Origin of the sequence: Sphingomonas sp., assembly GCF_964263785.1 — a bacterium.
Lineage (GTDB): Bacteria > Pseudomonadota > Alphaproteobacteria > Sphingomonadales > Sphingomonadaceae > Sphingomonas.
Map to the genome: position 1 here is coordinate 103,881 of NZ_CAXVWL010000022.1, position 14,615 is coordinate 118,495.

A 14,615-nucleotide genomic window follows, 5' to 3' on the forward strand; every position below is an offset into this window, starting at 1 on the left:
TGATCTATGCGGCCGCACGCTCGCGTGCAGGATCGGAGAAGCGCATGGCGTCGTCCACCGACCCGAACTTCAGCGCCATGATGTCGAGCGCATAATTCTGGTTGAGCTTCCATGGCTTCTTGGAGCCTTGCTTGGGCAACCGTCCCAAAGCGCGCTGGACGTAGCCCGAAGTGAAATCGAGAAACGGCTCCTCGGCTACACCGGGATCGTCGTTGAACGGCGTCGCCTGCCGCAACCCGCGCTTGCGCATCGTGTTGAGCAGCCGAGAGACGTACATCGCGATCAGGTCGGCTTTGAGCGTCCACGAGGCGTTGGTGTAGCCGAAGGTCGTCGCCAGGTTCGGCACGCCGTCGTACATCATCCCCTTGTAATGCAGCCGCGTTGCCAGATCGAGCGGCACCCCATCCAGCGTGAACGCGATGCCGCTGGCCAGTTGAAGTTCCAGGCCCGTCGCCGTGACGACGAGGTCGGCAGGCAACGTCTTGCCCGACGCCAGCCGGATGCCGTTCGCGACAAACGTATCGATGGTATCGGTCTCGACCGAAGCGCGCCCGGCCTTGATCGCCTCGAACAGGTCGGCGTCGGGCACCAGGCACATCCGCTGGTCCCACGGATTGTAGCGCGGGGTGAAATGCGTCGCGACGTCATAGTCGGGTCCCAGATGCTCGCGCACCATGCCGACGATCCGCTCCTTCATCTTGGCGGGCTTGCGGCGCGCCATCCGGAAGAAGACCATGCCCATCAGCACGTTCTTCCACCGCGTGATCCCATAAGCGGCGCGCGTCGGCAGCCTGGCGTGCAGCCATCTCGCCACCGGATCGCTCCCCGGGCGCGACACGACATAGGTGGGGGAGCGCTGGAGCATCGTCACGTGCCCCGCGGTCTTCGCCATTTCCGGTACCAGCGTCACCGCGGTCGCTCCGCTGCCGATCACGACCACGCGTTTGCCGGCGTAATCGAGATCGACAGGCCAGAATTGTGGATGGACGATCTCACCCTGGAAATCGCCGGCGCCGGGGAACTCGGGCGCATGCGCCTTGGCGTAATCGTAATATCCCGAGCACAGATTCAGGAAATTGCAGGTGAAGGCGACCGGACCGTCCGGCCCATCGCCCTCTACCGTCCACCGCGCATCCTCGGTCGACCAGGCGGCGGCGCGGATGCGGTGGCGATAACGGATGTGGCGGTCGATGCCGTACGCCCGCGCGGTCTCCTCGATATAGCCGCGGATCGCGTCGCCGCCCGCGATCGACGCATCCTGCGTCCACGGGTGGAACGCGAACCCCAGCGTGTGCATGTCGGAATCGGAACGGATGCCGGGATAGCGGAACAGGTCCCACGTGCCGCCCATCGCCGCGCGGCCCTCCAGGATCACATAGGTCCGGTCGGGCGAGCGCGTTTGGAGGTGATAGCCTGCGCTGACGCCCGAAATGCCGGCGCCGACCACGACCACGTCGAAATGCTCCACCCGCGTTTCCTTCCGCCGACGTCCGGGTCGGCCGCAGATCGCGATCTATCGCACGCCCACGCGCCTGTCCTCAATAATCCCGCGAATAGCGCAGGCCCGCATTGGATCCGCCGAACGATCCCGTCGACGACAAAACGCTGAGCGCCTTGGTCAGCGCGATCTCGAGCTGGGTCGCGGTATAGCCGCGCGCGTCGGTGACGATCTCGACATAGATGTTGTCGGTCAGATACTTGCCCGCCGCCAGGCTGGTGCCCCGCCCGGTCGCGTCGTCCGCACCCAGGATGCGCAACCGGTCGAACCCGGTCGCCGATCGCAGCTTGCCGAGCGGGTTGAGCCCGCCCCCGCCCGATCCGCGCAGCGAGTTGAGCGCGGACGCCAGCTGGATCGCCTCGGTCGCCGACAGGTTCGCCGGGCTGCTCCCGAACAGCAGGCGGCTCAGCACCTCGTCCTGCGGCAGCACGGGGGTGGAGGTGAAGCTGATCTGCGGCCGCTGCCCGGTGCCGGTGACCGCGATCACCGCGGTGATGCCGTTGACCGTCGTCGAGGCCTGGATGTTGATATCCGGATCGGTCAGCGCGCCGCCGCGGAAGCGGATCGTGCCGCGCGTCACCTCGAAGCGCTTGCCCGAAAAACTATACGTGCCGCGCACCAAGTCCAGCCCGCCGGTGATGACCGGCGCGGTGCTGGTGCCGCCGACGCGCATGTCCATCTTCCATTCGGATTCCAGCCCCATGCCGGAAACGAACAGCTGGTTCTCGGCGCGCACCCGGATATCGAGCTTGAAATTGCCCGCAGGTGTCGGAGGCGCCGGACGATCGGTCGAGCGGGCGATACGGATTTGGCTGCGGCGGCGCACCCCGGTCAGCTCGGGGACTTCGGCCTGCCCCTGGCGGATGATCTGATATCGCGCCTCGGGGATGCGCAGGTCGCCCTCGATCAACCCGCCCTGCAAACCATTGGTCAGGTGGACCGTACCCGTCGCGGTGGCGCCGATCGCGTCGCTCTTGGCGAGCCGCGCATTGTCGAGCGTCGCGCGGAAATCGATCGGGAAACCCGCCGCGGCGGCGAGCCCGATCGACCCTTGCGCCTTGACCGTGCCGTCACCCGCGCGCGCGTCGAGCGTCGTGATCTCCAGCCGGTCGTTGGTGAAGCGCCCCGCCAGCCGCATCTGTGACAGCCGCGTTCCATAGGTCTCGTTGTCGTAGGTCAGGTTATCGGCGCGGATCAGCCCGTTGATGCGCGGGCTGCGCAGCTGTCCCGAGAAGTCCGCCGCCAGTGCGATCGGCCCGCTCAGTTGCTGGTTCGGCAGCGCCGCGAAACTGAACAGCATCGCCGACGGCCCGTTATAGCGAATGCCGCCGCCAAGCGTTCCGGCCATCAGCCGCGTCGACCACGATCCGCTACCGCTCGGGCTGAGTGTCGCGACCATCCGGCCGACAACGTTGGCGCCGCGCTTGACCAGCGCACGCGCCTGTCCGCCACCGGTGTTCAGCGTTCCCGCGAACGCAACGTCGACCGGCTGCGATACCGCCGCCAACCCGATGCGCTGGAAATTACTGACGGTTAGGCGCGCTTCGGCGGTCGGGAAGGCAGTGCTGGTCGCCTGTGCGAAGTCGAGGCTTCCTGTCGCTTTGCCCTGGATGCCGAGGTTGGGCATCAAGGCGTTGAGGAAGGACACGTCGAGCCGGTCGAGCCGCGACTGGATCGCCATACCGGGGCCGTAACGCCCGGCGAGCCGCAGCGAGCCGCCGCTCGCCCCGTTGCTGCCATCGCCGAAGTCGATCCGCGTCGGCGACAGCAGATAGCCGCCGCGCGCGCCCTTGATCCGCGCCGGATTGACCGTCCGGAACGCGATGCTGTTCGCGGTTCCCTGGAGCGCGACCAGATAATCGTTCGGCGCCAGCCGGGCGTTGAGCGCGAGCCGGAAGGGCACGCCGCTCGATCCCGTCGCCAGCGCCTGCGCCGTGCCGCGCCCGCCGACGTAATTGACCTTCGCGCGCGCAGCCTGAAGCACCACCGCGCCATAGCGCACGTCGGCGACCTGCGCGTCGGCCACCACCTGCGGCGTCGCGGTCAGCACCACGCTGGCGTTGACGATCGCGCGGCCAATGGTGAAATCGACCATGCCCGGAATGGTGGCGTTGAACGCGCGTGCCGCGACGTCGGCGCGCTGGAACCCGCCCTGGTTCGCCAGTCGCACGTCGCCCGACAGACCCTGCCCCGCAAAGCGCAGATTGCCCGCGAACGGTCCAGCCGCCGTCTGCACCAGCTTACCCGTCGCCGCGATCCCTGCGAACACCACGCGCCGCACGTCGATCGCGAGCTGCGCACCGGGCCGCACCAGCACGTCGGCGGTGAACGGCCCGTAGTTGGTGCCGCCACTCGCGTTTACCTGATAGGCGCCGTTCCGCCCGACGATCCGCGCCTGGACGTTGACCAGCCCGACACCGACTTCCGGACGCGCCGCGCGCACAACGACCACCGGTGCCGTCGCACTGCCGGTGATCCGCGCCGTGATCGGCCCGTATTGCGTCGAATAAGCGTCCGCATCCACCAGCACCGCGCCGCTGTCGAGCGCATACCGCCCCGAACCACGCGTGACGCGGAATTGCGGCGCATTCATCCGCAGCCCGGAGAAAGTCACGATACCCGCCGGATCGTAGCCGACATCGGCGCGCACCACCGCATTGCCGCCGAGAAACGTGCGCAAGCCGTCGTTGAAGATCTGCCGCGTCTGCGCGACCACGCGGCCCTTGATGCCGAAACCGTTCGGCGTCGTCACCAGGTTCGCGTCGGTCGTCAGGTTGACGATGCCGATGCTCTCCAGTCGGTAATTGTTCACCCGTCCCTTGATCGCCCCCGCATAGCGCCCGGTGGTGACGTTCGCCGCCAGGATAGCGGTCGCATCGACGTTGTCGGACCGGATATGCAGATTGTCCGACACGATACTCGGCATCGCGATCGCCAGGTCGCCCTGGATCGTCGCATTGTTCGCTAGGCTGCCGACCGCGGCGTTGAGCCCGGTGATCCGTTTCGCGCGCGCGTTGACCGGCACCAGGATGCGGTCGCTGTTCACCCGCGCCAGCCCCTCGGCATAAAGCCCTTCGACCGCCATCGCGCCGAAGCCGAGCGTCGCCGCCTTGACCTTGTAATCCACCGTCGGCGTCGCGAACGCGCCGTCGAGCACGACGCGCGCGGTCACGTCGCGCCCGCGCAGATTGGGCGCGATCGCGCCCGGGGTCAGCAGCTTGGCGTCGACCGCGAAATTGCCGAAGCGGCCGTTGGCGAGATCGAGCAACCCGCCCGCATCGACCGACAGCGCGTCCGAACGCAGCGTCATCCGCGTGTCCGCGCGGCGGTTGTTCAGCGTCGTGTCGATCGCCACGTCGAGCTGCGGCGCGGTCAGCCGCTCGACCGGCCCTTCCAGATAAAGCCCGGGCCGCGCCACGCCGCGCACCTCGATATGCCCGCTCCGCGACGTCACGCCCAGGTCGGCGAGCTGCCCGCCGCCCAGCGTCGCGGTCGCGCGCCCGGCCCATGACTGCCAGCCGCCGCGCCCGTCGACCGAGACGGCGAGCGGCGCCTTCAATCCGGCCATCGTCGCGACCACGCCGCCGACCGGCGCCTGCAACTTGACGTTGACGTCCAGCTTGTCCTCGTCGGGCACCGCGTCGAGCCGCAGCACCAGCCGGTCGCCCCCCGCGACGCCGGGCGAACGCAGCGCCTGCGCGTTGGCGACCAGCTGCGCGCGCCGGTCGGCGATATGCGCTTGCCCGTCGATGCTCAGCACGTGCGTCTGGCCGGTCACCGGCGCGCCGATGACGAACCGCGAAATGGTGATCCGGTTCACGTCGATATCGAGATCGGGCAGCAGCGGCGCATTCGGGTCGCTCGGCGTCGCCTTCAGCTCGGGCCGCCGCGCCAGCGTCACCAGCCCGGCGGACAACGCGCGCACGTCGATGTGGTTCTTGGCATAAGCGAACGGCCGCCAATCGACGTCCAGCCGTGGCGACGTCAGGAACACGCCCTTCGGATCCGACACCCGCAGGTCGCTCAGCACCATCTTGCCATAAAGCGATCCGTCGATCCGCCCGACCCGGATGTTGAGCCCCGACGCGGTGACATAGCCGCCGATCCGATCCGCGACGAAGCGCCGCCCGGGATCGGTGTTGATCCCGAACAGGACGATGCCGGCGAGCGCGACCAACCCCAGGATCGCGACACCGACCCACTTCAGGATGCGCAGCCAAACGGGTCGGCGCGCCACGACGGTATCGGGTTCGTCGGCCATCAGAACGCCTGCCCGATCGAGATGTACAGCGCGATCTTGCCGTCGCCCGGCCGCTTGTTCAGCGGCGTCGCAAGATCGACCCGCAAAGGCCCGAAATTGGTGTAGAAACGCCCGCCGATACCCGCCCCGAAGCGCAGGTCCGAGCCGGTCGGGAAGGTGCTCTCATAGCTGTTGCCTGCGTCGATGAACGGCACGATGCCATAGTCGCCGAAGCGGTAGCGCGCCTCCAGCGCGAACTCGTTGAGCGATCGCCCGCCGACCGGATCGCCGTTGGGATCGAACGGTCCCAGGCGCTGATAACCGTAGCCGCGCACCGACCCGCCGCCGCCGCCATAATACCGCCGCGACGGCGCCAGATCGTCGCGCCCGATCCCGAAGATCGAACCCGCCCGTGCGCGCCCAGCGATGACCAGGCTTTGCCCGGCGGGGTAATAAACGGTGCCCTCGATCATCGTGCGCGCATACGGCCGCACCGCGCCGCGCACCGATGCCTCCGGACTGACGTTGATCTTCAGGCGATACCCCCTGGTCGGGTTGAGCAGCGAATCCGACCGGTCGAACATCGCCTGCCCGGGCAGCGCCGCGATGCCGTACGTGCCGCGCTCGCGCCGCCCAAGACCGAAATCATAGGCACTCTCGTTGGTGCCGACGAGTTCGAAGCCATAGGAATAGGTGAACTTCTTTTGCCAGATCGGCGTCGAATCGTAGCTGATCCGCCCCGACAGCGTGCCGGTGAAGGCGCTGAACGCGTCGTATTTTTGGTGGAGCGCCGAAGCGGTGAAGGTCACCGTGCGGTCGCGCTTGCCCGCATTCTGCCGGCGGAAGCTCGCGCCCGCGCCTTGTTGCTGGGTGCCCGCAACTGCGTTCAGGATCAGCGCGCCCTCGGGCGGGAACAGGTTGCGGTGGGTGTAGCTCCCCTCCGCGGTAAAGCCCTGCCCCGTCGAATAGCCCGCGGTCCCCGCCAGCGTCCGTGCCGGACCCTTGGCCTGACGGATCAGCAGGTCGACCTGCTCGGTGCCGTCGGGTCCTGCCCGCCCGGTCCGCACCGGCTCGACCGACACGGTGCGGAACAGGCTGGTCGCCACCAGCGCGTCGCGCAGGTCGTCGGTCTTGCGATTGTCGTACAGATCGCCGCCCTTGAAGCGCGGAAAGACGTTCAGGTGCTTGAGGTCGAAGACCGCATCGCCTTCTGTGGTCAGTTGCCCGAACGAAGACCGCGGCCCGGTGTCGACCGGCAGCGTATAGGCGCCGACCGCCTGCGGCGACTGGTCCTCCAGCAATATGTCGCGCTCGCCGACTTTGACGAAGGGATAGCCCTGCTGCGGCAGCCGCAGCGACACGTTCGCCTCGGCGCCCTGGATGCGGTCCGCCTGGATCGGGTCGCCGACCCTCAGCGGCAATTCGCGCTGCACGAGCCCCTCGGGCACCGTCGGGTCGGCCTTCACCGTTACCGACGACAATGTGTAGAGCCGCCCGGCGGATGCGGTCACGGTCGCGATCAGCTTGCCGACCGACCGCGGCGAGCCGGCGGGCGTCGTCGCCACACTCGACACCGCGGTCGCGTCGTAATAGCCGAGCGATTTCAGCAGGCGCACCGCCAGCGCTTCGTCCTCGCGCGCCCGCGCCGCCACCTGCGTCTCGTTGGCGGCCTTGCCGTCGCCCTCCTGCAACGCCGACAGCGCCTTGAATCGGCCCTTCAAATCCCCCTGGTCCAGCCCGGTGACGACCGTCTCGTAGCGGATCTCGGGCGCATCGCGATCGGCGACGTCGGCAACCGTCTCCAGCGGTGCGGTATCGAAAGCGCTCAACGGCACCAACGGCTGCGCGAGTTGCGGGTCGAGCGGCCCGACAGGCGCAAGCGCCTCGCCGGCCGGCGCGGGCGTGGCGGCAGGCACAGGCGCAGGCGTCGCCGACGGCGTCATCGGCTCCAGCGGCGCATCGATGTCGCCGCTCAGCGGTGGCAGCGCGGCGTCGAACTCGGCCTCGGGAACGATCGGGGCGTTGCTGTCGGTCTCTGGCGTTGGCGTCTCGGCGGGCTTGGGGGCATCGGGCCCTTTGGCGGGCGCGGTGCCGGGCTGCGCGATCTGGGCAAGCGCAGGAGCGGCGGCGACGAGCGACAGCGCGATCCAGTAATGCCGACCGTGCGCTCGTCCGAACTTCAACGCCAAACCCCCTTCGACACGGGCAGCGTTCGTTCTCGAACTACCCCCTGCGCGCGCAACGCAGATGCCCTACAATGGTTGCAATGCCGTTTAGGGTCAAGCCTTTGCCTTGGCCTGCCTGCGGAACGCATGAAGCAGCGGCTCGGTATAGCCGCTGGGTTGCACCACGCCTTCGAACACCAGCGCACGGGCGGCGCGGTATGCGTGGCGGTCCTGGTTGCCGACCAGCGGCGTGTAGGCCGGATCGCCCGCATTCTGCGCATCCACCTTCGCCGCCATCCGCGCGAACGCCGCGTCGATCTCGGCCGAGGTGGTGACGCCGTGGAGCAGCCAGTTCGCCATGTGCTGCGACGAGATGCGCAAAGTCGCGCGGTCTTCCATCAGGCCGACGTCGTCGATGTCGGGCACTTTGGAACATCCCACCCCCTGGTCGATCCAGCGCACGACATAGCCGAGGATTCCCTGCGCATTGTTGTCGAGCTCGCGCGCGACCTCCTCGGGCGTCCAGTTGCGTCCTTCCGCGACCGGCACGCTCAGCAGCCCGGCCAGCGTCGGGATCGCCTCGTCAGCAATCTCCCGCTGCCGCGCAAAAACGTCGACCTGGTGGTAATGCATCGCGTGCAGCGTCGCGGCAGTGGGAGACGGCACCCAGGCGGTATTCGCGCCCGACAGCGGATGCGCGATCTTCTGCGCCATCATGTCCGCCATCCGGTCGGGCGCGGCCCACATCCCCTTGCCGATCTGCGCCTTGCCCGCAAGTCCGCACGCCAAGCCTATGCGAACGTTGCGATCCTCATACGCCTTGATCCAGCCGCTCGCCTTCATCTCGGCCTTCGGCGTCATCGCCCCGGCGCGCATCGCGGTGTGCATCTCGTCGCCGGTACGGTCGAGGAAGCCGGTGTTGATGAACACGATCCGGTCCTTCACCGCCGCAATGCACGCGGCGAGATTGGCCGAGGTCCGCCGCTCCTCGTCCATCACCCCGATCTTGATCGTGTGCCGGGCGAGACCGAGCAAATCCTCGACCGCGTCGAACAGGCGGTCGGCAAAGGCACATTCCTCGGGCCCGTGCATCTTGGGCTTGACGATATAGACCGATCCCGCGCGACTGTTGCGCATCTTGCCCAGCCCGCGCAGGTCGAACAGCGCGATCGTCGAGGTGACGATCGCGTCGAGGATACCCTCTGGCGCCTCGCTGCCATCTGCCAGCAGGATCGCGGGCGTCGTCATCAGATGGCCGACATTGCGCACAAAGAGCAGGCTGCGGCCGGGCAGCGTCACGTCGCCAACGAGACGGTCGGGGTTCAGCCTTCTTGTCAGCGACTTACCGCCCTTTTCGAAGGTGTCTTCCAAGGAACCATCCATCAAGCCCAGCCAATTGGCATAGGCCGCAACCTTGTCCTCGGCGTCGACCGCCGCGATCGAATCCTCCAGATCGACGATCGCGGTCAGCGCGGACTCGAGTACCACGTCGGCGATGCCGAGCGGATCGGCGCGCCCGATCGGATGCTCGCGGTCGATCACCACTTCGATGCGCAAGCCGTTGTGGTCAAAGAGGAACGACTCTCCCTGGCGGCCGACGAGCTGTGCGGCGTTCGCCAGTTCGATCGCGCAGGTCGCATCGGCCCAGGAGCCGCTCGCCAGCGGCACCGCCTCGTCGAGAAACGCCTTCGTCCGCGCGATCACCTGCGCACCTCGAGCGTCGTCATACCCGCCCGGCGCAGCCTTCCCCGGCAGCGCATCGGTGCCGTACAGCGCATCGTACAGGCTTCCCCAGCGCGCGTTCGCCGCGTTCAGGACGAAGCGCGCGTTGAGCACCGGCACCACCAGCTGCGGCCCCGCCATCGTTGCGATCTCCGCATCGACGTTCTCGGTGCCGATCGTGAACGGCACAGGCTCGGGCACCAGATAGCCGATCTCGCGCAGAAATGCCTCGTCCACCGCATCCCCCGCGAGGTAGCGCGCATCGATCGCCGCCTGCAGGTCCTCGCGCTTCGCCAGCAGTGCGGCGTTCTCCGGCGCGAACCGGGCGAAGATGTTCGCCACGCCCGCCCACCACGCACCGGAGTCGATCTCCAGCGGCACGAGCACGCGGTTCTCAAGGAAATCAACGAGTTCGGGGGCGACCTTCAGGCCGGCGCGGTCATGCATGGAACCTCCTTGAGCAGTGATCGAACGGTGCCTGGGGAGGGCTGCGTCGGCTTAGGCCATGGCGGCGCGGCGGATCAACCCTCCAATCCCCCCGCCGCCGCATCGATCCGGTCGAGCACCTCACGAAACCGCGCCAGTTCGCCGGCGTCCATCCCGCCGAAGATGCGCGCCTCCATCTCCAGCGCCTTGGGCGCGACCTGCTCGTACAGCGCGCGCCCGTCCGGGGTGAGCGACAACAGGTGCGACCGCTGGTCCGCCGGGTTCGCCCGCCGCTCGATCAGCCCGCGTTCGGCCAGCGCGATCGCCGCGCGGCTGACCGTCACCTTGTCCATCCGTGTCCTGGCGCCCAGCGCCTGCTGCGACAGCCCGTCGCTCTCCGCGATCACCGCGACCAGACGCCATTCGGGGATGCGCAGGCCGAACAGCGCCTGGTAGGTCGAGGCGATGGCATCGGACACGACGTTGGACACCACCGACAGGCGGAACGGCAGAAAGGCGTCGAGCGAAAGCTGGGTCATCGCGCGCATCCTGCCCCGTACCGCGCCGGGACGCCAGCAGGCGCTTGATCCCGGTTACAACGATCGCGGGGAACGCAGGGCCCGAGTCGAACGTACCGCTTGGCCGATGACGATACCGCACACACCCCCCATCACGCCAATGTTCCCCTGGCGTCATGACGCCCAGACCGAACTCCAGACGATGCTGGAAGAGCATGTCGCCGACCGCGCGTTTCCCTGCGTTGGCGCCAAGGCGGCGCTTGCCAAGGGCACGCTGAACGTGCTCGCCGCCAGTCGCATCGACAGCGCGTGGGACGATCTGCGCATCCACGACGGCCTCGTCCGCTTCGCCGAAGCGTACCGTGAAAACTCAGGTCTTTTCCGTAGCTTCGCGGTCGTCTTTGAGGGCCCCGACGATCTCGACGAACCCGCGTTCGAGGACGCAGTGTGGCGGCGCATCCAATCGATCTCCGACAAGGACGTCTGGCGCGGCCAGCCCTACGACGCCCGCGTCAGCGCCGACCCCGATTCGCCGCATTTCTCCTTGAGCTTCGGGGGGGAGGCATTTTTCGTCGTCGGCCTTCATCCCAACGCAAGCCGCGTGGCGCGCCGCTTCGCGCGCCCGACGATGGTGTTCAACCTCCACGACCAGTTCGAGACCTTGCGCGCCGAGGGCAAGTACGAAACGATGCGCGAGAAGATCATGGTTCGCGACGAGGCGATCGCCGGATCGCGCAACCCGATGCTGGCGCGCCACGGCGAACAGAGCGAAGCGCGCCAGTACAGCGGCCGCGTCGTGGGCGCCGACTGGCGTTGCCCGTTCAGCTACTCGGGCGCGCAGGAGTGAGCGACGTCGAAATTCCCGAACGCTCGGGAACGGCGTTCCGGCTGGCAAAGGGGCAGAGCCTAACCGTCATCGACCCGCGCGGCATGCAGGTCGCCGACCTGCTCGCCTTCAACGCCGACGATGTCGACGAGGTCGTCTCCTCGGGCCGCACGCTCGATTATGCCGAGACGATCCGGCTGACCACTGGGCACACGCTGTATTCCAACCGCTCGCGGCCGATGCTGGAGATCGTCGCGGATACCGTCGGCACCCACGATTTCCTGCTGACGCCGTGTTCGTACGACACCTTTCACCATTTCTACCCCGACCTGCCCGCGCACCGCGGGTGCTTCGGTAATCTGGCGGCGGCGCTGGCGCCGTACGGCGTCACGCCCGATCGCATCCCCGTGGCGTTCAACTGCTTCATGAACGTGCCGGTGGATGCCGCCGGACGGCTGAGCGTGTTGCCGCCGCTGAGCAAGGCCGGCGACCACATCGTGTTCCGGGCAGTGATGGACCTCGTGATCGGCCTGACCGCCTGCTCGGCGCCTGCATCGAATGGTGGGAGTTTCAAGCCCATCCACTACCGGGTGGGCTAGCCCTTACTTGCTCGCGAGCAGGACTTTACCGCCCATCTGCCGCGCGATCGTTTTCGCCAGCGCTCGCCCATAAGGCGGCTTCATCCCCGCAATCTTCGCGACATTCAGCCGCGATTGCTTGAACACCGCGCGCGCATGGCTGAAAGTCCGGAAGCCGTCGACGCCGTGGTAGCTCCCCATCCCCGACGGCCCGACTCCCCCGAACGGCAAATCCTCCATCGAGACGTGGAAGATCACGTCGTCCAGCGTCACGCCTCCCGACACCGTCCGGTCGAGCAACCGCCGCCGCTCCGCCGCATCGGTCCCGAAATGGTACAGCCCGAGCGGCCGCCCGCCGCGATTGATCCGCGCAATCGCGTCGTCGATGCCGGCGTAGCGGACCACCGGCAGGATGGGCCCGAAGATTTCCTCCTGCATCACCAGCATGTCCTCGGTAGCGTCGCGGACGATATGGAGCGGCATCTTGCGCGCGTTCGACGCGCCGAAATCCTCGCCCGCCGGGTTCACCACCTCAACGGTCGCCCCCTTGGCGCGCGCATCGTCGATCCAGTCCGACAACCGCGCAAAATGCCGGTCGTTGACCACCGCGGTATAATCCGGGTTGCCCAGCAGCGTCGGATACATCGCCGCAGCCGCCGCTTTCAGCCCATCGACCACCGCGGCCTCATCCTGGGCGCGGGTGAGGACGTAATCGGGTGCGAGACAGATCTGCCCCGCGTTCAGCATCTTGCCTAGCGCCACCCGCTCGGTCGCCCGCGCGATATCCGCGCCGGCTCCGATCACGACCGGCGACTTGCCGCCCAATTCCAGCGTCACCGGCACCAGATTGTCTGCCGCCGCATGCAGGATGTGCCGTCCCACTGTGGTCGCGCCGGTGAACAGCAGGTGATCGAACGGCAGCGATGCGAACGCCTGCCCCACCTCGGGCCCGCCGCTGACGAAGGCGAGTTCGTCTGCGGCGAAATACTTCGGCGCCACTTCCTCGAACAGCGCCGCGGTGACGGGCGTGTATTCGGACGTCTTCACCATTGCCCGGTTGCCCGCGGCGAAGATGCCCGCGAGCGGCCCCATCACCAGGTTCACCGGGAAATTCCACGGCGCGATCACGCCGACCACGCCCTTTGGCTGATATTCCACCCACGCCCGCGCGCCGAGCAGCCCCAGCGGGAATTGCACCGCGCGCTTCTCGCGCTTTGCCCAGCGATCAAGGTGCTTTGTCGCATGGTCGATCGGCGCGATCGAGCCCGCGATATCGGTCAGCATCGACTGTTCGCGGCTGCGGTGCCCGAAGTCTTCGGACAGCGCATCGCAGAACCGCGCCGCCTGCTCGCGCACCATCGCCGCGGCACGCTTCAGCCGGTCTCGGCGGACATCCAGGCTCACCGGCATATCAGCCAGAAACGCCGCGCGCTGCGAGGTCAAAATGTCGTTCATGCGCATCCGATCAACCCCGCCACGGGCACGACGACGCTGTCCTGCCCCGTCCGCGCCAGCGTCAGCGTGCCCGCCGGCACCGCCGCGCCGCCCGCCAAATCCGTCTTGCGCGCGATCGTCATGTCGAGCGTCGCGGTGAGGCCGCGTCCTGCATAGTCGGTCACGCCCGCAAAGCCGTAATCCCCCACCCCGCTCTCGCGCGCCCGTGCGATGTCGACGACCGCGCCGTCGATCGACACCCTGAGCGTCGCCGCGTCCGCGCTCGCCATCGCCACGAGCGACCGATCCGCGACGCTCCAGAGGTACGCGGCACAGCCCTTGGACGGCAGGTCCTGCTGGGGCAGCACCCCGGGCGAGGGAAGGACGGCGGCGGCTTGGAGCAGGAGCGCGACGATCATGGCTGCCACATTATCATGGCCAGCCACGCCGGGTAAGCCGCCACCGCGAGCAGCACCCCAAACGGCACTGCATCGCTCAGCCCCATCCGCCGCCCGCGCACCGCGTGCCACGCGACCCAGCCGAGCCCGACGACACTCGCCAGCAGCAATACGCCCGGCAGCATCCGCCACCCCAACCACAGGCCGATCGCGCCGAAGAGTTTCGGATCGCCCCCACCCATCCCCTCGCGCCCGCGCCATCGGCGATATCCCGCCGCGATCGCCCAGAGCGCCGCGAACCCCGCCGCGCCGCCGATCAACCGTTCGTCGATGGCGGGCGAGACCCCGAGCAGCCCGACCGCGACGCCCGTCGCCGCCAGTATCGCGGTCAGCCGGTCCGGTAGCCAGAAGTGCCGCAGGTCGAGCATCGCCAACGCCAGCAACATCCATCCGAACAGCGCGCCCCCCGCGGCTGCGGGCGCGGCGACTACCAACCCCGCCGAGGCACCGATCATCGCTCCCATTAGCTCGACCCAAGCATGCACCGGATCGATCCGCGTGCCGCAATCCCGGCACCGGCCACGCAGCATCGCCGCGCTGGCCAGTGGCACTAGGTCGCGCGCACGCAGCGTCGCCCCGCACGCGTCGCATCCCGACCGCCCGCGCATCACCGACCGCCCCTGCGGCCAGCGCACGACCAAGGCCGCGACGAAGCTCCCGGCGATCGTGCCGAGCAGGGCGAGCGCGGCACCCCAGATCAGCGCCTCCGTTGTCATCCCGCCCCCGTATCGCGCCATTGCGGTGGAAGCC

10 protein-coding genes are annotated in these 14,615 nt (G+C 68.1%); 2 read left to right on the top strand and 8 right to left on the bottom strand.

The features are described from left to right. Positions 1–4: 4 nt before the first annotated feature. The 5 genes from ACE5C1_RS03615 to ACE5C1_RS03635 form a co-directional block, all read right to left on the bottom strand. Entirely contained in the window at positions 5–1,468 is a 1,464-nt protein-coding gene (locus tag ACE5C1_RS03615; protein ID WP_374942697.1) for a flavin-containing monooxygenase, read from the bottom strand. Between the two features lie 70 nt (positions 1,469–1,538). Continuing rightward, on the bottom strand, positions 1,539–5,759 hold the full coding sequence (locus ACE5C1_RS03620; protein ID WP_374942698.1) for a translocation/assembly module TamB domain-containing protein: 4,221 nt from the start codon (positions 5,757–5,759) through the stop codon (positions 1,539–1,541). Continuing rightward, entirely contained in the window at positions 5,759–7,843 is a 2,085-nt protein-coding gene (locus tag ACE5C1_RS03625) for an autotransporter assembly complex family protein (RefSeq protein ID WP_374942727.1), read from the bottom strand. The genes ACE5C1_RS03620 and ACE5C1_RS03625 overlap by 1 nt, the downstream gene beginning before the upstream one ends. A 174-nt stretch (positions 7,844–8,017) precedes the next feature. After that, complete coding sequence (locus tag ACE5C1_RS03630; protein WP_374942699.1) at positions 8,018–10,072, bottom strand: malate synthase G; 2,055 nt, start codon at positions 10,070–10,072, stop codon at positions 8,018–8,020. Positions 10,073–10,146: 74 nt separating this feature from the next. Beyond that, complete coding sequence (locus tag ACE5C1_RS03635; protein ID WP_374942700.1) at positions 10,147–10,590, bottom strand: MarR family winged helix-turn-helix transcriptional regulator; 444 nt, start codon at positions 10,588–10,590, stop codon at positions 10,147–10,149. Between the two features lie 139 nt (positions 10,591–10,729). Between ACE5C1_RS03635 and gntA the strand changes: the two genes are divergently transcribed. Both gntA and ACE5C1_RS03645 read left to right on the top strand, forming a co-directional pair. Next, a complete protein-coding gene (gntA, locus tag ACE5C1_RS03640; RefSeq protein WP_374942701.1) occupies positions 10,730–11,416 on the top strand; it encodes a guanitoxin biosynthesis heme-dependent pre-guanitoxin N-hydroxylase GntA in 687 nt (228 codons plus the stop codon). Continuing rightward, positions 11,413–11,994: a DUF1989 domain-containing protein gene (locus ACE5C1_RS03645; RefSeq protein ID WP_374942702.1), complete on the top strand. Its 582-nt coding sequence runs from the start codon at positions 11,413–11,415 to the stop codon at positions 11,992–11,994. Before gntA ends, ACE5C1_RS03645 begins: the two co-directional genes overlap by 4 nt. Positions 11,995–11,997: 3 nt before the next feature. On the opposite strand, the gene ACE5C1_RS03650 is transcribed toward ACE5C1_RS03645, so the two are convergent. Genes ACE5C1_RS03650 through ACE5C1_RS03660 form a run of 3 tightly spaced genes read right to left on the bottom strand, consistent with a single transcriptional unit; the run spans position 11,998 to position 14,581 of the window. After that, a complete protein-coding gene (locus ACE5C1_RS03650) occupies positions 11,998–13,434 on the bottom strand; it encodes a coniferyl aldehyde dehydrogenase (RefSeq protein WP_374942703.1) in 1,437 nt (478 codons plus the stop codon). Then, positions 13,425–13,826 (bottom strand): hypothetical protein, encoded by a 402-nt coding sequence (locus tag ACE5C1_RS03655; RefSeq protein WP_374942704.1) that lies wholly within the window; start codon positions 13,824–13,826, stop codon positions 13,425–13,427. The genes ACE5C1_RS03650 and ACE5C1_RS03655 overlap by 10 nt, the downstream gene beginning before the upstream one ends. Next, positions 13,823–14,581, bottom strand: coding sequence for a prepilin peptidase (locus tag ACE5C1_RS03660; RefSeq protein WP_374942705.1), 759 nt, complete (start codon positions 14,579–14,581; stop codon positions 13,823–13,825). The genes ACE5C1_RS03655 and ACE5C1_RS03660 overlap by 4 nt, the downstream gene beginning before the upstream one ends. Positions 14,582–14,615 lie beyond the last annotated feature (34 nt).